The organism is Micromonospora trifolii (assembly GCF_022229005.1).
GTDB lineage: Bacteria > Actinomycetota > Actinomycetes > Mycobacteriales > Micromonosporaceae > Micromonospora > Micromonospora trifolii.
Genome location: NZ_JAKKFD010000022.1, coordinates 22,464 through 42,839 on the forward strand (window position 1 = coordinate 22,464; position 20,376 = coordinate 42,839).

General features: G+C 70.2%; 19 protein-coding genes. 7 read left to right on the forward strand and 12 right to left on the reverse strand.

The genetic code is table 11. The annotated features are described in order from the left end of the window. The first annotated feature begins 149 nt into the window (after positions 1-149). The 3 genes from NIE79_RS15035 (at position 150) to NIE79_RS15045 (ending at position 3,168) form a co-directional block, all read left to right on the forward strand. Positions 150-557 (forward strand): YciI family protein, encoded by a 408-nt coding sequence (locus tag NIE79_RS15035; protein ID WP_238679164.1) that lies wholly within the window; start codon positions 150-152, stop codon positions 555-557. 8 nt (positions 558-565) lie between these two features. Next, on the forward strand, positions 566-1,711 hold the full coding sequence (locus tag NIE79_RS15040; protein ID WP_238679279.1) for an RNA polymerase sigma factor: 1,146 nt from the start codon (positions 566-568) through the stop codon (positions 1,709-1,711). A 431-nt stretch (positions 1,712-2,142) separates the two neighbouring features. Further along, entirely contained in the window at positions 2,143-3,168 is a 1,026-nt protein-coding gene (locus NIE79_RS15045) for a glycoside hydrolase family 11 protein (RefSeq protein WP_238679165.1), read from the forward strand. A 97-nt stretch (positions 3,169-3,265) separates the two neighbouring features. Here the strand turns inward: NIE79_RS15045 and NIE79_RS15050 are convergent, their stop codons facing one another. The 10 genes from NIE79_RS15050 to NIE79_RS15095 all read right to left on the reverse strand — a co-directional run bounded on the left by NIE79_RS15050 (position 3,266) and on the right by NIE79_RS15095 (position 13,827). Then, positions 3,266-4,717 (reverse strand): serine/threonine-protein kinase, encoded by a 1,452-nt coding sequence (locus NIE79_RS15050; RefSeq protein WP_274524123.1) that lies wholly within the window; start codon positions 4,715-4,717, stop codon positions 3,266-3,268. Positions 4,718-4,842: 125 nt separating this feature from the next. Further along, on the reverse strand, positions 4,843-5,736 hold the full coding sequence (locus NIE79_RS15055) for an SGNH/GDSL hydrolase family protein (RefSeq protein WP_238679167.1): 894 nt from the start codon (positions 5,734-5,736) through the stop codon (positions 4,843-4,845). A gap of 121 nt (positions 5,737-5,857) precedes the next feature. Continuing rightward, entirely contained in the window at positions 5,858-6,532 is a 675-nt protein-coding gene (locus NIE79_RS15060; protein ID WP_238679168.1) for a DUF6891 domain-containing protein, read from the reverse strand. 75 nt (positions 6,533-6,607) lie between these two features. Further along, entirely contained in the window at positions 6,608-7,222 is a 615-nt protein-coding gene (locus tag NIE79_RS15065) for a dihydrofolate reductase family protein (protein WP_238679169.1), read from the reverse strand. A 211-nt stretch (positions 7,223-7,433) separates the two neighbouring features. Next, positions 7,434-8,834 carry a glycoside hydrolase family 62 protein gene (locus NIE79_RS15070; RefSeq protein ID WP_238679170.1) on the reverse strand — a complete coding sequence of 467 codons (1,401 nt, stop codon included), beginning with the start codon at positions 8,832-8,834 and terminating at the stop codon, positions 7,434-7,436. A gap of 186 nt (positions 8,835-9,020) precedes the next feature. Then, positions 9,021-10,106 (reverse strand): hypothetical protein, encoded by a 1,086-nt coding sequence (locus NIE79_RS15075; protein ID WP_238679171.1) that lies wholly within the window; start codon positions 10,104-10,106, stop codon positions 9,021-9,023. 57 nt (positions 10,107-10,163) lie between these two features. Then, a complete protein-coding gene (locus tag NIE79_RS15080; protein WP_238679172.1) occupies positions 10,164-10,607 on the reverse strand; it encodes an OsmC family protein in 444 nt (147 codons plus the stop codon). Positions 10,608-10,632: 25 nt separating this feature from the next. Further along, complete coding sequence (locus NIE79_RS15085) at positions 10,633-12,372, reverse strand: multicopper oxidase family protein (protein ID WP_238679173.1); 1,740 nt, start codon at positions 12,370-12,372, stop codon at positions 10,633-10,635. Beyond that, on the reverse strand, positions 12,369-12,821 hold the full coding sequence (locus NIE79_RS15090) for a DUF6220 domain-containing protein (protein ID WP_238679174.1): 453 nt from the start codon (positions 12,819-12,821) through the stop codon (positions 12,369-12,371). Before NIE79_RS15090 ends, NIE79_RS15085 begins: the two co-directional genes overlap by 4 nt. A 10-nt stretch (positions 12,822-12,831) precedes the next feature. Beyond that, positions 12,832-13,827, reverse strand: a complete 996-nt coding sequence (locus tag NIE79_RS15095) for a carboxymuconolactone decarboxylase family protein (RefSeq protein WP_238679175.1) — start codon at positions 13,825-13,827, stop codon at positions 12,832-12,834. A 144-nt stretch (positions 13,828-13,971) separates the two neighbouring features. Between NIE79_RS15095 and NIE79_RS15100 the strand changes: the two genes are divergently transcribed. The 3 genes from NIE79_RS15100 to NIE79_RS15110 all read left to right on the forward strand — a co-directional run bounded on the left by NIE79_RS15100 (position 13,972) and on the right by NIE79_RS15110 (position 16,610). Continuing rightward, positions 13,972-15,102 (forward strand): sensor histidine kinase, encoded by a 1,131-nt coding sequence (locus NIE79_RS15100; protein ID WP_238679176.1) that lies wholly within the window; start codon positions 13,972-13,974, stop codon positions 15,100-15,102. A 25-nt stretch (positions 15,103-15,127) separates the two neighbouring features. Further along, the gene (locus NIE79_RS15105) at positions 15,128-15,790 is read left to right on the forward strand and encodes a response regulator (RefSeq protein WP_238679177.1); all 663 of its coding nucleotides are present in this window, start codon (positions 15,128-15,130) and stop codon (positions 15,788-15,790) included. 106 nt (positions 15,791-15,896) lie between these two features. Then, positions 15,897-16,610: a hypothetical protein gene (locus NIE79_RS15110; RefSeq protein ID WP_238679178.1), complete on the forward strand. Its 714-nt coding sequence runs from the start codon at positions 15,897-15,899 to the stop codon at positions 16,608-16,610. Positions 16,611-16,804: 194 nt separating this feature from the next. Here NIE79_RS15110 and NIE79_RS15115 read toward each other — a convergent pair whose 3' ends face one another. Both NIE79_RS15115 and NIE79_RS15120 read right to left on the reverse strand, forming a co-directional pair. Then, a complete protein-coding gene (locus NIE79_RS15115) occupies positions 16,805-19,162 on the reverse strand; it encodes a glycoside hydrolase family protein (RefSeq protein WP_238679179.1) in 2,358 nt (785 codons plus the stop codon). Between the two features lie 192 nt (positions 19,163-19,354). Next, on the reverse strand, positions 19,355-19,621 hold the full coding sequence (locus NIE79_RS15120; RefSeq protein WP_238679180.1) for a hypothetical protein: 267 nt from the start codon (positions 19,619-19,621) through the stop codon (positions 19,355-19,357). A gap of 498 nt (positions 19,622-20,119) precedes the next feature. Between NIE79_RS15120 and NIE79_RS15125 the strand changes: the two genes are divergently transcribed. Then, the gene (locus NIE79_RS15125) at positions 20,120-20,311 is read left to right on the forward strand and encodes a hypothetical protein (protein WP_238679181.1); all 192 of its coding nucleotides are present in this window, start codon (positions 20,120-20,122) and stop codon (positions 20,309-20,311) included. Positions 20,312-20,376 lie beyond the last annotated feature (65 nt).

The following is a 20,376-nucleotide window of genomic DNA, read 5'->3' on the forward strand; positions in this document are numbered from 1 at the left end:
CCCGAGGTACCCCAACGGCGGACGATTCACCCGAGGTTAACCTGCGGGAGGAAAAAAACCGGACAGCCATGTCGAGAAGTCCCGGCCGGCTCCGTCCCCGCAGTGAACGCGATCACGATGGGTCGCAGCCAGCACCGAGGAGCATCACGATGGCCAAGTACCTGCTGCTCAAGCACTACCGGGGCGCCCCGACCGCTGTGAACGACGTGCCCATGGACCAGTGGACGCCGGCGGAGATCTCGGCCCACATCCAGTACATGCGCGACTTCGCGGCCCGACTCGAGGGCACCGGAGAGTTCGTCGACGCCCAGGCACTCGCCCCGGAGGGGACGTTCGTCCGGTACGACGGTGAGGGCCGCCCGCCGGTCACCGACGGCCCCTTCGTCGAGACCAAGGATCTCATCGCCGGCTGGATGGTGATCGACGTCGACAGCCACGACCGGGCCGTCGAGCTGGCCGGGGAACTGTCGGCCGCGCCCGGGGCAGGCGGGAAGTCGATCCACGAGTGGCTGGAGCTGCGCCCGTTCCTGAGCGAGCCCCCCACCATCACGGAGTGACGGCCGCGATGGACGAGACGCTGCTGCGCAGCCTCACGCCGAGCGTCCTCGGGATCCTCGTCCGCCGCGGAGTCGACTTCGCGGCGGCCGAGGACGCCGTGCAGGACGCCCTGGTGGAGGCGGTCCGGGTCTGGCCGGCCGACCCGCCGCGCGACCCGTTGGGCTGGCTGACCACTGTGGCGTGGCGACGGTTCCTCGACGCCGCCCGGGCCGACACCGCTCGACGTCGGCGCGAGGATCTCGTCGAGGAGGAGCCGGAGCCCGGGCCGGCCCCCACCGTGGACGACACGCTCCAGCTCTACTTCCTGTGCGCCCACCCGTCGCTGACGCCGTCGTCAGCGGTCGCCCTCACGCTGCGCGCCGTCGGTGGGTTGACCACCCGGCAGATCGCCCACGCCTACCTGGTGCCCGAGGCGACAATGGCGCAGCGCATCAGCCGGGCCAAGCGCACCGTCTCCGGGCTGCGGTTGGACCGACCCGGTGACGTCGCCACCGTGCTGCGCGTCCTCTACCTGGTCTTCAACGAGGGCTACTCCGGTGACGTGGACCTCGCCGCCGAGGCCATCCGGCTCACCCGGCAGCTCGCGGTCACGATCGACCACCCCGAGGTGGCAGGGCTGCTCGCCCTCATGCTGTTGCACCACGCCCGACGTGCCGCCCGGACCGCGCCCGACGGGAGCCTGGTGCCGCTCGCCGAGCAGGACCGCAGCCGCTGGGACACCCGGTCGATCGCCGAGGGCGTCGAGATTCTCCAGGCGGCCCTGCCCCGCGACCAACTGGGCGAGTTCCAGGCCCAGGCCGCCATCGCGGCGCTGCACGCGGACGCGCCGACCGCCGCCGAGACCGACTGGGTGCAGATCGTGGAGTGGTACGACGAACTCGCGCGCCTGACCGGGAACCCCATCGTCCGACTCAACCGCGCGGTGGCGGTCGGCGAGGCCGACGGTCCCCGCGCCGGTCTGAGGGCGCTCGCGGCGGTGGACGACGCACTGCCCCGCTACACGGCGGTGGCCGCGTACCTGCACGAGCGCGACGGCGCTCTGGCGACGGCGGCGCGGCTGTACGCCGAGGCCGCCCAGCAGGCCACCAACCTCGCCGAACGCGAGCACCTGACCCGCCAGGCCGCCCGGCTCAACGCCCTGCGTCGTCGCTGACCGATCGGGCAACGGGAGCCGCCGCCCGTGCCGCTGGCGACGGCCGGGGCACCTGGTCCGGAAAGTCTCCGGAACTTTCGGCGGCCCCCACCCCGGCCGGTGTGCGGCTGTTGCGACGCTCCGGTGACCGCCCTGAACTCTGATCGACTACTGACCTGGATGGATGCCGCTCCGGCAACGACAGCGGTGTTGCCACGTTGTTTCCGGAATTTGTTGACAAGGAGACGGCTGGGTTAATACGGTCGCCATCGACGGCGCTCGATTGTCGTCAGCACCAGCCACCACGACCCACTTCTCCGGTCGTCGTGCAGGACGACCGTCCCACCACCACCGAGCGGTACGACGCCGTGGCCGTTACCCGACCACCGGCAGCCTGCCGAGGCGTACCGCGCCGCTGGCCCCCGCCAGCCGTCAGAGGAGGCAACAGTTCCATGACCGACACCAGCCACACCAAACCGAGAGGCCGCGGCCGCATGCGGCTGCTCCTGGGCGCCGCATGCGCCGCCGTCGTGGCCGTCGCCGGCACGATGACGGCCACCAACGCGTACGCCGAGGCCGACCGGACCCTCACGTCGAACCTCACCGGCACGCACAACGGGTACTACTTCTCGTTCTGGAAGGACAGCGGCAACGCCAGCATGACGCTGCGCGCCGACGGCCGATACACCAGCAGTTGGGACCGGAGCACCAACAACTGGGTCGGCGGCAAGGGTTGGGCCACCGGCAACCGGCGGACGGTCACCTACTCGGGCAGCTACAACCCGGGCAACAACAACACCTACCTCGCCCTGTACGGATGGACACGCAGCCCGCTCATCGAGTACTACGTGGTGGAGAACTTCGGCAGCTACAACCCGAGCAGCGGCGCCACCCGGATGGGCACAGTCACCACTGACGGCGGCACCTACGACATCCTCCGCAGCCAGCGGGTCAACGCCCCGTCGATCGACGGCAACCAGACGTTCTACCAGTTCTGGAGCGTTCGCCAGCAGAAGCGCTCGAGTGGCACCATCACCACCGCCAACCACTTCGACGCCTGGGCCCGGGCCGGCCTGAACCTCGGCACCAACCACAGCTACCAGGTCATGGCCACCGAGGGTTACCAGAGCAGCGGAAGCTCCGACATCACCGTCCGGGAGGGCAGCGGCGGCGGCAACCCGACCACCCCGCCCCCCACCGGCAATCCGGGGACCGGAAACTGCAACGCGACGATCTCCGCCGGCCAGCAGTGGGGTGACCGGTTCAACCTCAACGTCGCGGTCACCGGCACCAACAACTGGGTCGTCAGCCTCGGCCTCGGTGGCGGCCAGAGCGTTCAGAACAGTTGGAACGCCGCCGTCAACGGCAACAGTGGCACCGTCACCGCGACGCCCAACGGCAACGGCAACAACTTCGGCCTAACGATCATGGCCAACGGCAACTGGAACTGGCCGACGGTCACCTGCCGCACCAGTTGACCCCGATCAGCTCCTGACACATCGCAGCACTGGCGTGGCGGCCGAGGCCGCCACGCCAGTGCTGCGTCGTGCGGGCACCTCCCGTCCACCACGGCGTTCACGACGGCGTCGCCGCGGTCTCTCCTTCGGCCGTCGAATCCTCCGCCGACGGTTTCGAGGTTGGGTCCGCCGCCGGGTTTTCCGTCGTCCCCTCGGTCGGTGCCGCTGTCGTACCGCCCGTCGGGGCTGCAGTCGGGGCTTGTGTCGGCTCCGCAGGAGCGCTCTCGGACGCGGTGGGGCCGGGCGCATCAGTTGTGCTTCCACCGGACGGCGTCGAAGGGTTCACCGTCCCCTCACCCGCGCCCCGGGTGGGCGTCGGGGTCGGGGTCGGGGAGCCGGGCGCTCGGACCGGTAGGCCCGCAGAACCGCGGGTGTCTGGTTCACCGCCACCGACGCCGGGGCCCGGTTCCCGCTGCGTCGACCCCGTTGGCGACACCGCGGGCGGCACCCCGGGAGGCGTCGACGGTCCCCCGGTCCGGCCGGACATGATCCCGATGGGATCGGCGAGCAGCAGGACGAAAGCCGCGGCGGCCAACGATCCGAGAAGCACCGCGAGCGCTCCGGGCCCAGAACGGACCGCCCGGCTCACCGTGCCACCGGGCGCCGACCGCCGGGCAGCTGTGACCTCGGTCCGCACCCCGATCCCGGTCGCCCCGCTCGCAATGGACAGCAGGTGGTCGGACGGGTCCGCGACTGTCTGCGCCGCACTGGCCATGGCCGCTGCCGTCGGGAAGCGGTCGGCCGGCTCCTTGGCCATCGCTGTGGCGACCACAGCCCGGACCGCCGCCGGAACGTCTTCGGGCAGCGGCGACGGTTCCTCCTCGAGATGCCGCAGCGCCACCGCGACGGCGTTCTCGCCCTGGTGCGGCGGCCGACCGGCGAGGCAGTGGTAGACGACAGCCCCCAGCGCGTAGATGTCGATCGCCGGTGTGGTCTCGTTTCTCGCGACCTGCTCGGGTGCCATGTACAGGGCGGTACCGACGATCTGGTTCGTTCCGGTCAGGCTCGCCGCTTCCTGCGTCACCGCAACACCAAAATCGACGAGTACGACGTGCCCGTCCGGCTCGATGATCAGATTGCTGGGTTTGACGTCACGGTGGACGACACCGGCGTCATGCGCGGCTTGCAGGGCACTGGCGGTCTGCGCGGCGATCGACATCGTCTCGGCCACGTCCAGTCGGCCGACCTCGGCGATCCGCTCCGACAACGGCTGCCCCTGCACGCATTCCATCACGATGTACGCGAGGACCGGCGCCCCGGGTCGGGACACCTCACCGTAGTCGTAGACCTGGGCGACACCTGGGTGACGCAGGGCCGCCATGGCCCGCGCCTCGCGCCGGAACCGCTCACCGAAGCCGCCGTCGGTAACCAACCGAGGGTGCAGCATCTTGACCGCCACGCAACGGTCGAGGGTTTCGTCGACCGCCCGCCACACGTCACCCATTCCGCCGCTGGCGATGCTTTCGACCAGGCGGTAACGGTCTCCGACGACTTGCCCCACATTCGCCATAGCTTTCGGTACCCCGGACTCCCCGATCTCAAGCACGGCGAGGCTGGTCATCGCCGCGCGGCGCACCGCAGGAGTGACCCGCCCCGCCGTTGCCGGCGGGGCGGGCTCGGCCGACTACGACCCGGTCAGCTGTTCAGCCTGGCGATCAGAGCGGTGGCCATGCCCTGCTCGCCTCGGGCGTTGGGATGGAACGGCGCGGCCGAGTTCTGCGGCACCAGGCCCTCGATCCACCGGGTGCCGCTGCCCTTGCACGCGTCGCGGCCGATCGACGGGGTGTAGACATCGGCGTAGGTGGCGCCGTTGGCGCTCGCGGCGCTGGCCAGCATCGCGTTGAGCGACTTCTCGACGCCCCGCAGGTACGGCACGTCCTGGTAGGCGATCGGCACGACCGGCCAGCAGCCGTAGCCGCTGTCCGGCAGGATCGCCGGATAGCCGAGCACCACGACCCGCGCGCCCGGTGCGGCCTGCCGGACCGCCTGGAGCACGGCGGTGACCTTCGGCGTGGCGGCGACGATCCGGGCCTGCAACTGGTCGACACCTCCGGCGGTGTACCGGTTCTTGCACGGAGATCCGAGCGGGCTGCTGACGCTCGCCTCCGCACAGTCGCCGATGATGCCGGAGAAGCCGATGTCGTTGCCGCCGATCTGCACAGTCACCAGCGACGTGTTCGACGTGACCGCGTTGAGCTGCGGCGGCAACGTGATGCCCAGTTGGCCGCTACCGCCGTAGAGGATGTCGTCGGTGGTGGCGCCGGAGCAGCTCACGTCGGCGAACGACGACGAGCCGGCGGACGCCGCCACCAGCGACGGGTAGTTGCGGTTGGACCGTAGGCAGTTGAGGTCGACCTGGCTCGGGATCAGCGGGCCTGCTGTGTACGAGTCGCCCAGCGCGACGTAGCGGCCGGTGGGCACAGCCGCGCTGGCGGGGGTGGCGACGGTGAGCAGCACGCCGGCGGTGGCGAGGGCGAGTACTGCCAACCGGGTGGCTGCCCGCAGGCGGGGCAGGCGGGGACGGGTCATGGCGCCTCCCAGGAGGGATCAGGGTGGTGGTGCCCGAGATCCTGTCCCCGCCGACGTCAACCGTCAATATCGATAGACCTCACTAAATGCCGGCCCGAAGTGTGGGATGAATCGGTGGTGGTCAATCGAGCGGCGCATACCACCGGGCACCGGTGACCCGGATCCGGCGGGACTGCCTGCGGTTCCACTCCACATCCATGCCGTGCTTGCGAAGCACCGGAAACGCGACCTCGTCCAGCAGTCGTTCCAGGTCGGCCTGGTAGCTGGCCTGCTGCTCGGCCTCCGACAACCCCGCGTAGGCGACCTCGTCGAAGTCGGCCGAGGGATAGACGCCGTAGCCGAGGTAGACCTCACCGTCCTCACTTGCGAGCAGCGACTCGGTGTCCTGCTGGTGGTACCAGAGAAACCCGCGCCAGTGCCGAGAGTCGTCCCGCTCGTCGTGGATCTCGGCGCTCGCGCAGGTGCCACAGCAGCTGAAGTTCTCCCGGGCCAGCACCCCCAGCTCGTTGAGCTCGACGAAAGCACGGATGAGGTTGCCGCGCACCTCACCCCACTCGCGCTGCTGCTCCCGCCGAAGCGCCAACGCCGTCTCGTGCGCCGCCCTGAGCTCGTCGTCAGTGGCGCCGCAGCGCTCGTCGGCGTCGTCGAAGAAGTCGACGAACTCGTCCGCGTCGGCCTCACCCCGCACGACCCAGGCCCACAGCTCGTCCTCGACGGCGGTGCGGCCCGGCTCCGGAATCCGATCGGTGAGGAACCTGACGCCCGCCGGGCGATCGTTGTACGTCCACTCAGTCACGACGAGATCTTCACATGGGCCTGTGACGGCCTCGGACCGAGAACGGCCGGCGCGGCGGCCACCCCCAGAGGCGCCCTAGTTGCCGGCCGGCACCTGGTCCGTGACCTCGTCGTAGCCGACCGGCTTCGGTGCCGTACCCGGCGCGTAGATCACGCGGAGGACACCGGTCGGGAACGCCTCCGACGCCACCAGTCGCAGGTGGTACGCCTCGTCGCCCTCGTCGAACAGCTTGCGGCCCTTGCGGGCGGCCACCGGATGCACCAGCAGACGCAGCTCGTCGACCAGGCCCGCGGCGAGCAGTTGCTGCACCACCGAGATCGACCCGGGGATGAGGATTCCCCGGACCCCGGCATCGGCCTTGAGCGCGGCGACGGCGTCGAGGAGGTCCCCGTCGATCAGCTCGGAGTTGCGCCAGGAGAACTCCGGCGACTGGCGCGAGACGACGACCTTGCGCATGTCGCCGAGTTGCTTGGCGAACGGCGCGTCGTCGCCACCCGCGGCCTCCCGGCCGGGCCAGGCCCCGGCGAAGCTGTCGTACGTCTCGCGGCCGATGAGCAGCACGTCCGCGGCGGCGTAGTCCTCGGTGACGGCGCGGCCCATGTTCTCGTCGAAGTACGGGAAGTGCCAGTCAGGGTCGATCTCGGCCACGCCGTCGGCCGAGATGAACAGCGTGGAGATGACAGTTGCCATCGCGGGTGATCCCTTCGAGTCGGGTGATGTCGGTGGTTCGACCGGCGCATCGTCCCAAACTCGTCAGCCGCAGGCGGCCCCGATGATGCGTGTCGTATCCCCTCTTTGTTGCTTGATCGACTCGCGTTCAAGGAAGTCGCGGCCTCCGGACGACCGGGATACCGCGACTTCCATGAACCCGAGTGGCGTGGTGCGGGTCAGGCGAGCGTGATCAGACCGGGCGCTGCAGGGTCAGCAGACCCGGCCGGTACGGCAGGAGGCCGTAGTCGCCGCCGGAGCTGGGGGAACGACCCTGGTAGAGCAGTTGCAGGTTGCAGGGGTTGACGGTCATCGTCTGGTCGGCGTTGGTGCGCAGCAGCTCGCCGTGGCTGATGTCGTTGGTCCAGGTGGCACCGCTGTTGGCCTTGCCGGCGAACGGGTTGCTCTCGCTGGTGGCCTGCGGCGTCCACGAGCCACCCAGGCTGGTGGCCGTGAACGAGCGGAAGTAGCGGCCCTGCGAGCCGATCGCCTCGACGATCATGAGGTAGCGGGTCTGGCCCTGGAGCTTGTAGACCTGAACGGCCTCGAACAGGTTGTTCGTCGAGTCGCTCATGATGGTCGTGTAGTTGGTGCCGAAGCTGCCCGGGAAGTTGCCGATCGGCATGCTGGCCCGGTAGATCTTGCCGTTGTCGCCGGCGAAGAACAGGTACATGTTCTGGTCGTCACCGATGACCGCCTGGTCGATCGGGCCGGTGCCCGAGCCGGTGATGCTTCCGCTGAACAGCGTCTGCGCCGCCGACCAACCGTTCGGGTTGGTCGGATTGGTCGAGGTCCGGTACGAGAACGCGGGCCCACCCCACTGGTAGGTGAGCACCCAGATGTTCTTCGGCGCGAAGAAGAACAACGACGGCGCGACGGTCGCGTTGTTCATCGTGTTCTGGCTGGCCGAGGCCATCTGCGAGTAGTTCGTGAAGAGGCCGAAGTTCATCGAGCCCCACCGGGTGCCGTTGTCGTGGGTGGTGGCGTAGACGAGTTGCTGGCCGTTGTAGGGGGCGACGGTGAAGTCCTTCAGCGACACCCAGCCCGACTTCGGCTGCGCCAGTGCTCCCGTGGAGGACCACCGGTACGTCGACGGAAGGTTGCACGTCGGCGGATCGGTCGGTGGGTCGGTCGGCGGATCGGTCGGCGGGTCGGTCGGCGGGTCGGTCGGCGTCGTGCCACCGGTGCAGGTGACACCGTTGAGGGCGAAGCTCGTCGGCGCTGGATTGCTGCTCGTCCACGACCCGTTGAACCCGAACGACACCGAGCCGTTGGTCGGGATCGCGGCGTTGTAGCTCACGTTCTTCGCCGTCACCGCGGACCCGCTCTGCGTCAGCGACGTGTTCCAGGCCTGCGTCACCGTTTGTCCGGCGCCGTATGACCAGGTCAACGTCCAGCTGCTCAGCGGATCACCCAGGTTCGTGACCGCCACGCTGGCGCCGAAGCCGCCCTGCCACTGGGACGACACCGTGTAGTTCACCGAACAACCCTGAGCCGCGGCGCCGGCCGGCAGCGCCGCGACAACTGTCGACGACACGAGTAAGCCGACGCCGGCCGCAACCAGACCGACATTGGTGGCTCTGGATCTGGTCATATAGCACCCTCCTCGCGGGACGGCGGCCCATGCATTGGTGGTGGTCGCTGCTCAGTGACTGATTGTGAGCGTTAACAGGCCGCGTCAAGTATGGTACGGAAGCGCTCCCATGCACTCAACAGTATCTATCTCTGCTTCTCGCCTACGTCGATTTTCCCGGTCAGGCTGGCCCGGCGGCGGCCCTCCTCAGACGACGGTGAGGGCGAGGACACCGAACTGGTTGCTCCGCTGCACGTAGTGCGGCAGGTAGAGCTTCCACGTCACGCTCAGCTCGCGCCCGGCCCGCATCGAAGCCGGCACCTCGGCGACCATTTCGAACACGACGCTGCCGCCGGCGGGGATCTGCGGAAGCGCGCGGCAGTTTAACCGGTACAGCTGGGCCGAGTTCACCGCGTCGTTCGTCGCGTCGCCGAGAGAAAACAGTTCCATCAGGTAGCCCGGGCAGGGGTCCAGCGCGAGGGGGCCGTCGGTTGGGTTGCCCAGCGTCACCCGGAAGGTGAGCCGCGACCCGGCCACAGCCGTCGTCGGCCCCTGGACAGCGACGGTGAGCTGGTCGAGCGGCGAGGACGGAGGCTTCGACACCGTGACCGGCTCGGTGAACCCGCTCGCGGACAGCGTCCCCCGCGCGCGGGGGTGGACCCCCTCCCCCTGCGGACAGCCGGGACGCTCGTCGGCGGTGACCGCCGCGCGCAACGTGCCGCCGTCGTGCGGCAGCTCGATCGCGAGCTCCAACGACCCCTTCACTGGCTGACAGAACGGCCCAGACCAGTCCAGGCGCAGGCTGGCGTGGCCGCCGGCCGGGACGGCGACCACCCGGGTGCGGCCCTCCTCGTTGATGCCGTGGGTGTACAGCATCGGAATCTCGCGGCCGCCAGCGAGCATGGTCGTGGGCACCTCACCCTGAAGGGTGCACTCGACAGTCGACGAGTTCCGCACGTCCACTTCGCCGATGAGCTTGCCGATGGCGGCGTCGAAGCCCCGGGGCGTCTCACCGCCGGTGCCGGGCCGCGTCCAGTTGGTGAGCCGGCCGGTCAACTGCTCCGCCCGGCACGGCCCGCTGCCGGTGGCCGGCTTTCTCGGCGCAGCAGGGCGGCCGTTGAGGTCCTCGTCGGTGATCTTCAGGTCGGCCCAGGGCACGCTGCCGTCGGCGAGCAACTCGGTGGGCGCCGCCTGCGCGACCGTCGGGTCCGAGCGACCCGGCTGGGCGTTCGGGTCGGCGCACGCCACCGCCAGGGTGAGGACGATCAGCAGTGGCACCAGTAGTCGACGCATGCCGTCATCCTCACCCGAACGATCCGCCCGAACCTGAGTAGCCGTGCTCAGCGACGATCAGTCTCCGGTGGGCCCGGGGCCCTCGGCGATCGCGACGGGGGTGCCGAGCTCGACGGTACGGGAGACAGTGCACAACCGGTCGTGCGACTGCTGCAACGACCGGGGCAGCGCCGCACGGGCAGCGTCGCCGTCCGCGCCCTCCGGGAACGTCACTGTGAACTCGACCCGCAGGTTCCGCATCCGGTTTCCGCCGGCCTCGTCCCGGATCTTGTCACCGGTGACGGCGACGGCGAACTCGGTCGGCTCGGCGCGACGGCTGGTGATGTGGTCCACGTCCACAGCGGTGCACCCGCCGATGGCGGCCAGCAGCAACTCCACCGGTGTGAAACTGCCGTCCTCGCCCGTGCCCATCGACACCGACCCGCCACGGGAGTTTCGCACGACGTAGTTGCCCAGGCTGGTGCGCTCGATCGCCACCGAACGGAAGGTGTCCTCAGTCATGCCAGAAAACTACCGGCATCCCCGATCACGAGTACATGAGATGCAGCGTCATCCCGGCGTCGGCGTGCGCCAGGTTGTGGCAGTGGTTGGCCCACATTCCCGGGTTGTCGGCGCGGAACGCCACCTCCCACACCTCGCCCGGACGGACGTCGAACGAGTCCAGCCACAACGGGCTTCCGGCCGCCGGCTTCCCGTCGCGGGTCAGCACCAGGACGTGGTGGCCGTGCAGGTGCCACGGGTGCACGACCTGCGACCGGTTGACGATCGTGAACCGTACGACGTCGCCCAGGCGTACGACCTGCTGTGGGATGTCCGGATCGGCCGCGCCGTTGACGGTGTGGGCGTAGCGCGGTAGCAGTCTGCGCAGGTCGAGGCCACGATCGAGGACGAGTGTGAACGTCTTGTCGGTCCGGGACCAGGGCACCGGAGCGGTCGCGCCGTAGTCGAGCGGATCGAGCACCGGCCAGGCGCCGGTTGCCGTCGGCACCGGGCCGGTCGAGTAGACCGCCCGTCCGTCGACGAACAGCGCCACCGGGGTCGCCGGAGCGTCGAAGACCATGTCGTAGCGGCCCCCGGCCGGGATCAGCACGGCGGTGTCCACCAGCGGCGTCGGGCCCCGCAGGTCGACGCCGTCGATCGCGGCCACCCGGAACGGGGTGCCGGCCACTGCGTACCGGTGCGTCGTGCTGTCGGTGTTGATCAACCGCAACCGCACTGGCACGCCGGGCTCGACCCGCTCAACTCGCGGCGCGGGCAACTGACGGCCTGCCAGGGTGTGCACCGGCACTGTGACGTCGAGGCCGGTCGCCGGACCCGGTCGCACCACCAACACCCCGTACAGGCCCATCCGCACGCCGACATCGGAGGCTGAGTGCGTGTGGTACCAGTACGTTCCGACCTGATCGGCGCGGAACCGGTAGACGAACTCCTGCCCGGGCCGCACCGCCGCCTGCGTCACCCCGGGTACCCCGTCCTGGTCGTTGGGCACGTCGTACCCGTGCCAGTGCACTGTGACGCCGCGCTCGATGTCCCGGTTGCGCAGCGTCACCTCCAGGACGTCGCCGACGGTGGCGGTCAACTCCGGTCCGGGGACCTGCCCGTTGAACGCCCAGGCGGCGACGTTCCGCCCGCCCGCGTCGACAGTGGCGGTCCCGGCGGTCAGTGTGAACCGCCGGGTGGGTTCGTCGGCGATCCGGGCCGCCGGAGGACCATGACCATGCGGTACGGCGGGCGCGGCACCCGGGGCGACGGTCAGCCCGGTTCCGGTCAGCAGCGCCGCGACCGCCACCACGAGGGCCACCCGGGACACCGTCCGGGACGGGCGCGCACCGAGCGCACGCGCCGAGATCGCCGTGGCCGCCACGACGCCGGCGACCGCGAGCAGTCCCGCCCCGGCCGACGCCGGATAGCCGTGCAGGATGGTCACGAGCAGGGCGCTGCTCGTGGCGTACCCGGCGAAGAGCAGCGGAAGCGCGACGGCCCGGATGTCGCCCGGGGCCCGCAGCAACCGCGGACCGGCGACGCCCACCGCCGCGAGTGACAGCGGGCCGGCGATGAGGATCTTCTCCGCGGCGAACCACCAGCCGGCGCGGGCGAGGGCGGTGATCGTGATCGCGCGGGCGAGCGTGGCGAGCAGCGCGACGGCCGTCAGTCCCAGTGCGAGCGGGCGGCGGCGGGCGGCGGACGCAGCACCGCCGCCCAGCCAGCCTGCGGTCGCGAGGACAGCGATCACGAGGTCGGCCACGAGCAGCGACCCGGTGGTCATGCCGGCTCTCCTTCCCGGGTGACCAGCCGAGCCGCGTCGGCGGGAACCGGGTCGGCCAGCTCGCGCGCCGCCCGATGGACGCCGACCACGACGTGCACCGCGATGATTCCGTTGAGCGCGTGCAACCCGCCGATCGTCAGGCCCAGTGGGGTGCTGACACCCGACGCGTCAGTGGAGGCCTCGGCCAGCATGGCGATGAGCGGCTGAAGCAGGACGAGGCCGATCGGCAGGATCGCCAGTCCGATGAGCTTTCCCGGCGCCTTCGCCAGCGCGGCGAACACTGCGGTGAGCAGTGTGAGGATCGGGATGATCGCCATGCCGTTGACGCTGTGCAGCGCGTACGCGTCCTCGCCGGCGGGTCTGGTGAACCCGCCCACGGCGGCGAGAACGAACTGCACTGCGAACGCGACGAGCAGCAGGGCGCTGACGACGACGAGAGCCTTGCGCATGGGTTACCTCCTAGAGGTGCGCCGAGGCGAGGGCCTGGGCGACGTGATCGGTGGCCGTGATCGCCCCGTACGCGACCACCCGCACGAGGTCGGCGTCGGCGGGGTGGGAGAGCCGCCAGAGAGCGACGTCGCCCGGGCTGATCGCGGCCGGCGCGAACGCCGCCAGCAACGCGATCCGCGTCCCGATGCGGTCCGTGCCCGGGACGTCGCGGACCAGGTCGACGGCCCAGTCCGCGGGCCGGGCCGGGAACCGCCCGTCCTCCCACCGCACGGTGGCCGTGACGGTCTGGCGCGCCACGTCGCCCAGCAGGGCTTCCCCACCCCGGGTGGCGGCGTTCCGCAGCGACGCGTAGGCGACGCCCACCGGGCTGTCCCCCGCCCAGGCGGGAGGTGATGCCGTCGCGGCGGCGTCCAGGAGCGGGAGGCTTCGGCCGGGCTCCTTCGGCTCCCGGGCCGCCTTGGCGTAGAGCCGTCCCCCGACCGAGCGCACCAGTGGGGAGCGTTGCAGGCCGGCGGGGAGCAGATCGGGGTCGAGCAGCGCGGAGACGACCCGGTTGACGAAGTGGAAGGCGAGCAGGGTGCCGGTGATCTCCGGGCCGTAGGAGCTGGTCCAGTCGGCGGCTCTGGGGCTGCGGCTCGCCTGCGCCCAGCGGACGAGCTGGGCGTGCCTCGGCTCGGGGGGCGTCTCGCCCCGGACGACGGCCTCGGCCAGCTTCGGTGCGCCCAGCGCGTGCAGCAGCAGCACGTGGGCGTCGACGCAGAACTGACAGTGGTTGGCCCGGGACACCGTGGCCGCGACGAGTTCGCGGTCGACCCGGGACGCGTCCCCGGCGAGTAGCGCCTCCCGCATCAGCGCCCAGGTCGCGGCCAGCACCTCCGGCACGGCCGAGAGCGCCTGGAAGGTCGGCAATGGGCCGAGAAAGTCGTCGCGCGACTGTTGGTAGACGGCCGCGGTGCGGCCGGTGGCCGCCCTCGGCGGTGCGGGGGCGAAGAAGCGGTATGTCATGGGCTCGATGCTCGCGGCGCCCGGCTGGGAAAACGTCGTGCGGCCGCAGACACTTGTCCCACCGCTTCTACCGCGTCCGTGGTACGCCGCAGGTACCACGCGCGCGGGATGCTCCACCGACGATCGCCGTTCTACAGTGCGACCATGCGCCGTGACCTCCCGTATGCCCTCGGCGGTCTCGCCCTCGGCGTCCTCCTGCTCGGCAACGCCGTGCTCACCCCGGACGCCGCGACGGTCGAGGCGCTCGACGTCGCCCTGGTCCTGGCCACTGTGGTGGCCCTGGCGGCGTGCCGCCGCTATCCGGTGGTGGCGCTGGGCGTGGTCACCGTCGCCATGCTGGCCGTTCACGTCCGGGTGCACCCGGGGGTGTCCGCCGCGTTCCCGGTGCTCTGCGCGGTCTACGTCAGCGCCTGGCAGGGACACCGGTCGGCCGCCGCCGTGGCGAGCCTCGCCTTCCTCGGTAGCTTCCTGGCCCGCGACGTCTCGATGGCGCCGGCAGACCGGCCAGGCCAGCTCGTCGCCGAGCGGACGGCACTGCTGCTCGGCTGGTTCGTGGCGGCCAACGTCGCCGGCCTCGTCGCGCGGCAGCGCCGGGCGTACCTGGAGCAGGTCGAGCAGCGGGCGATCGAGGCCGAACGTACCCGCGAGGAGATGGCGTTGCGGCGCGCCGGGGAGGAGCGCCTGCGCATCGCCCGCGACCTGCACGACTCCCTGACCCACAGCATCTCCGTGATCAAGGTGCAGGCGGGGATCGCCGTGCACCTGGCCCGCAAACACGGCGAGGAGCCGTCGACCACTCTGCTGGCGATCCAGGAGGCCAGCGGCGCCGCGATGCGGGAACTCCGCACGACCCTCGACGTCCTGCGCGCACCCACCGACGGCGATCGGGTCGGGTTGGCCCGGGTGGACGAGCTGGCCGAGCGCACCCGGGCGGTCGGCGTACCGGTGCAGGTGACAGTCACCGGCCAACGTTGGGACCTGCCCGATGAGGTCGACCAGGCCGGGTTCCGGGTCATCCAGGAGGCACTCACCAACGTGGCCCGCCACGCCGGCCCCGCGACCGCGCACATCGAGGTGGAGTACGCCCCGGCGGAGCTGACCGTCGCGGTCACCGACGACGGTCAGGCGTCACCGGCCGAGCCACTGACCCCTGGCGTGGGCCTGCGCGGCATGCGGGAGCGGGTCAGCGCCCTGGGCGGCACGCTGCGGACCGCCGCGCACGACGACCACGGGTTCACCGTCCGGGCCACCTTCCCGTTGGACGGCCCGCGATGACCGCCCGCCGCGGCGAGGAGCCGCGATGATCCGGGTGCTGCTCGCCGACGACCAGGCGCTGATGCGAGCCGGCTTCCGGGCACTGCTCGACGCCGAGGACCACCTGGAGGTCGTCGGCGAGGCGACCGACGGCACCTCGGCCGTCCACCTGTCGCGGTGTCTGCGCCCGGACGTCGTCCTGATGGACGTGCAGATGCCGGGCCTCGACGGCATCGAGGCCACCCGGCGCATCGCCGCCGACCCCGACCTCGCCGCGATCCGCGTTCTCATCCTCACCAACTACGGGCTCGACTCCTACGTGTTCGCCGCCCTCCGCGCGGGCGCCAGCGGCTTCCTCCTCAAGGACGCCGACCCCGCCGACCTGCTGCACGCCGTCACCGTCGTCGCACGCGGTGACGCGCTGCTCGCGCCGACCGTCACCCGCACACTGATCAGTGAGTTCGTGGCCGGCCCACCGCCGACCGTGCCGACGGCCGGACGCGACGTGCTGACCGCCCGGGAGCAGGAGATCGTCGAGCTGGTCGCCCGGGGGCTGACCAACGACGAGATCGCCGCCCGCATGGTGATCAGTCCGCTGACCGCCAAGACACACGTCAACCGGGCGATGACGAAGCTGCACTGCCGCGACCGGGCCCAGCTGGTCGTGTGGGCGTACGAGTCGGGGCTGATCACGCCCCGTCGGCGGTGATCGCCGTCTGCGGGAGCGGAGTCGATCGGCCCCCTTGGGAACATGAGGGAGGGTCGACGCACTAGCATTGCCGCCGTCCGCGACGGCTCTGCTGAATCGAGGCGACATGCGTTGGCTCCGTCGATTGCTGGGCGGTAAGCGAGTCCAGCTCGACCCGGGACGCCAGCAGGCGCTGCTGCACGACGTCCAGTCCCGGTACGGCCCCCACGCGCGGATCCGGTTCACCGAGCAGGTCGAGGCGCTCACCGATTCGCTCGACAGTGACGACGGCCTGGTGGTGGCGAGCCGGATCGTGAGTCAGGTCGCCGATGAGGCCCACGTGGACCTCCAGGCCCAGGCCCAGGAGATCCACCGACGGACGGGCCGGCGGCTCCTGGTGCACCGCCGTAACTACCGGCCTCTGTGGAAGGAGGCGGGCCCGGCCCTTCGCTGGCCGCTGTTCGCGCTGCCGTGCGGCTTCCACCCGTACGCGCAGGTGGCCGCCGCCGTCACGGTGCTCGGCAGCCAGGCGCGCCGGCTCGACCGGGTGACCGACCCGAACCCGCTGGTGACCCGCGTGTTCGAGGTGCTCGACCTGACCACGACGGGCTGGGAGTACGGCCGGGTGCGGGTGGACACCGACGCCGCCACCCTGGCCGATCGACTGATCGTCAGTGCCGGGCAGGTCCTCGCGGCCATGGACGACCCGCCGCGACTGCCGCCAGCGGTCCGGGAGCTGATGCGTCGCAACAACACCGTCGCCGTGCACGATCCGGCCGGCCCACGGGCGGTCGGCGGGATCAACCTGGGCGCGCGGATGCGCGAGGAGTTCCTGGTCTGAGCGCCCTCGGGCGCTACCGTGCATCGTCCACGCCAAGGGCGAACACGACGGGACCGAGGATCACCCGATGGCCCCCACAAGCACAGTGAACGGTGGCCCGGCTGAGCCGCACCTGCCGAACGCCTGACGCTCGGTCGGCGGTGGGCCCCGGTCGCACCGGGACCCGCCGCCGCCGGTCTGTCCTGAGGAATGTCCTATCGCGTGCCGATGGTGACGGCGCGCCCGCCGGGCCGGTACAGCAGCAGATGGTCCGCGCTGCCGGTATGCCCGAAGTCATAGGCGACGATCCGGTCCTGGGCATTGCGCAGGTCGAACCAGCCGACGCTGCCGACGCCCTGGTGGGCGACGTGGACCGCCGAGTACGTGTCGGTGGGATCGTGCCGCACCACGTCCAGGTAGCCGGTGCCGGGCCGGTAGACGACGAGGTGGTCGGCCATGCCGGTGTGGGCGTAGTCGAAGGCGACGATGCGGTCCCGCCGGTCGGCGAGGTCGTAGCCGGCGATGCCGCTCGACGAGATCAGGTGCGGCCAGAAGGTGTTGCCGGCCCCGTGCCCGACGATGGTGACGAGCCGGGCGCCGGGGCGGTACAGCAGCAGGGCGTCCTGCTTGCCGGTGTGCGCATAATCGTAGGCGATGACCTGGTCGTCCGGGCTGGTCAGGGCAAAGCCGTCGATGCCCTGATGCGAACCGAGGACCGTCGTGAACGGCCCCGCGGCGCTGTGCTGCAGGATGAACAGCACGTTGTCGCCGGGCCGGTACGCCACAAGGTGGTCGAGCTTGCCGGTGTGCTCGTAGTCGTAGGCCACGAGCCGGTCCTTCGTCGACGCCAGGTCGTAGCCGCCGATGCCGCTGGTCGAGGTGTACACCGGCCAGAAGCTGCCGTCCGACGCGTGGCCGACGACGTGCACAATGCCCGTCCCCGGCCGGTACAGCACCAGGTAGTCCTGCCGGCCGGTGTGCGCGAAGTCGTAGCTGATGATCTGGTCGTTGGCGTTGCTCAGATCGAAGCCGCCGATCCCGTTCGTGGACCTGAACACCGTCTCGAAGCTGGGCCGCTCGGTGCCGACCGTCGTCTTTCGCCGCAGCACGTACACGATCCCGGTGCCCGGCCGGTAGACCAGCAGGTGGTCGAGCTTGCCGGTGTGCTCGTAGTCGAACGGCACCACCCGGTCTCGGGGATCGGACAGGTCGTACCCGCCGATCCCGCTCTGCGACTTGTACGGCACCCGCAGGTCGGGGTTGGTGAACGCCAGGCTCAGGTCGTCGTAGAGCGCCAGGTCCTTCTTGACGAAGCCCTTCTCCTCGACGATGCCGTACGGGTTCTTCTCGGAGTCGCGGTACGAGAACAGGACGAGCGGGCCGGTGTAGTCCTGCGCCTGCCACATCCGGACGCCCTTGACCAACTGGTCCCGTTTCTCCGACCACCACCAGGCGGGATTGGGGGTGATCAGCCCGTAGCCCCACTCGGTGCCCCAGATCTTCTTGCCCGCGTCGTCCCTTCGCACCATCACGTCGCGGAGCGCAGCGAGCTCACCACAGATCTGCCCGGGCGTGTCATCGGCCGGCGGTCCGAACAGGTTCTCCCAGGGCGCGCCACACTTCGGCGTGTCCGGGGCTTCGTTCATCTCGGAGTACGGATGATGGGCGACCGCATCGAACGTGTCCTTGTAACCGTGGGCGTACCCCCAGTCCAGCCACGCCGACGGCGACCTCGCCGCGTCGCCGTGAATCGCGCCGAGCCCCGCCGACCCGCCGGCCAGCACATAACATTGGCCGCACGTGGTGTGGATCTCCGTGGACGCGATCTTGACCAGCTCCCAGTACCGGGCCAGTGTCGCGGTCGCGTCGGCGGCCGTGTCGTAGATCCCGTCCCCCGGCCGGATGACGCCGTCGTCGCCGTACACGCCGTCGTACTTGCCGAAGCCGTCGATGTTCGGCTCGTTCCAGATCTCGAAGGCGTCGACGATGGGCGGGGTGCCGGGCGGCGAACCCGGCGGCGGCCCGTAGTGCTGCACCGTCAGGTCCACGAGCGTCTTCCAGGCCTCGCTGTCCGTCGGCAGCCAGGTCTCCGGCGGGTCCTGGGTCGGGTTGGCCGTCCAGATGTGGCCGCCGTTGAGCCAGCTGGGCGAGCCGAACAGGGTCACGAGCGGTCGCATGCCTTTGCGGTGCGCCTCCATCACCGACTTGTCGAGGTGGCTGAAGTCCATGGTGATGGCACCCGTGGCGTCATCTTTCGACGCGTACGTGTGAAAGTCGGTCCATGCCCTGATGATCGGCGTGCGGCCCGGGACGAACCCCTGGATGCGGTCCAGATGGTCGCCAATCCCGCCCGGGGTTTTGAAGTCGAAGCCGACCTCGGAGAAGCCGACGTCACGGTTGCTGTAGGGGTAGCGCGACGGCGCCGGGTCAGCGGACGCTGGGGCGGCGGCGACGAAGACCGTGGCCGCCAGCGCCATGAGGGCCGCCGCCGACAGGGAGACCAGGCGTTGTGCTCGGATCATGGGTGACCGTTCCGCCTTCCGCTCAGAGCGCGCCGTGAAACGGTCGCTCATACACGCGGACCCGGGGCGGACAGGCTTGTCGCCATGCAACGAACCCGCGACGCCCCGTGTTGACACCCCGCGTGTCAACCGCCGCGCGAGGAATCTAACCGATGTAGATGGTGGGTGTTGCCCGCTTGCGCCGTGGGTGCCGGCGGTTGTCGACCGGGCCACGCCGAGGGGGGATTTGGTGCGGCTGGCTTATTAGGCCATCACGCGCGAACCGGACCGCCGCGGTTGCGCACTCGCCGGGGTGGTTCGCCGTCGGATACGCAACCCGGCCCTCAAGACGTACAGCTCGCGCTTGGCCGTAGCCAGCCCCTTCGTGTCGAGCACGTACCCGGTGATCCAGATCCAGTCGTTGTACGGGTCGGTCTCGCCGATCGACACCAGACGCAGCATCAGGGCCCGATCGCCCGAGAACTGCACCGAGCAGGCCGCCCCGATCAGCACGACGTCGCCCGCCTTCATGCCAGCCACCCGAGGAATCTGCGGTACACGGCGTCAGCGGGAGCCCAGGACATGTCCTGCGTAGCCGCCACCAGGTGCGACCCCATGTAGATCCGAAGGGTTCCCGGCGACTTGGCGTACTCCCCCAGCAGCTCAACCCGGCGTGTGGCACAGGGCCAAGGCCGGTCGCACGCCTCGCACAGCCACAGTGGAAGCACCGGCCCGTGTGTGGTCATCAGCTCTCACCCGGCCAGTGACCCCGGTTGATCGGGATCTTGTGTCTGATCCGACACGGCAGCTCGTTCCCGCACGTGCAGACGTTCCGCCACTTGATCCACGACCACACCGGCTTATGCCTACGAGCCAGGGTCAAAGCTACGGCCGCCAAATACTCCACGAAAGTGACGCGTCGGGTCATTCACCCATCGCATCACGGGGAGCTGTACGAGGGCAACCCCTGAAGGGGTTGTCTCACCCAGTTCATGCTGGTGCAACCCCCAAGGCTTCTACCGTCACAACGTGGAGTTGCTTGGGCTGGATGAGATCCGCGACTTGCTTGGCGGGATCAGCAAGCAGCGCGCCACGATCATCGTGGGCCGCAAGGGATTCCCTGATCCGCTCGCCACCTTGAGCATGGGCCGCGTCTGGGATGGCAAGGCCGTTCGAGCTTGGATCGCCAAGAACCGGCCTGGCCCGACCGACGAGGACTGACGCCAACTCGGACCAGAACGCAGAGCACCCCGGGACGAGAAAGTCTTACGGAAGCCCCGCCTGTC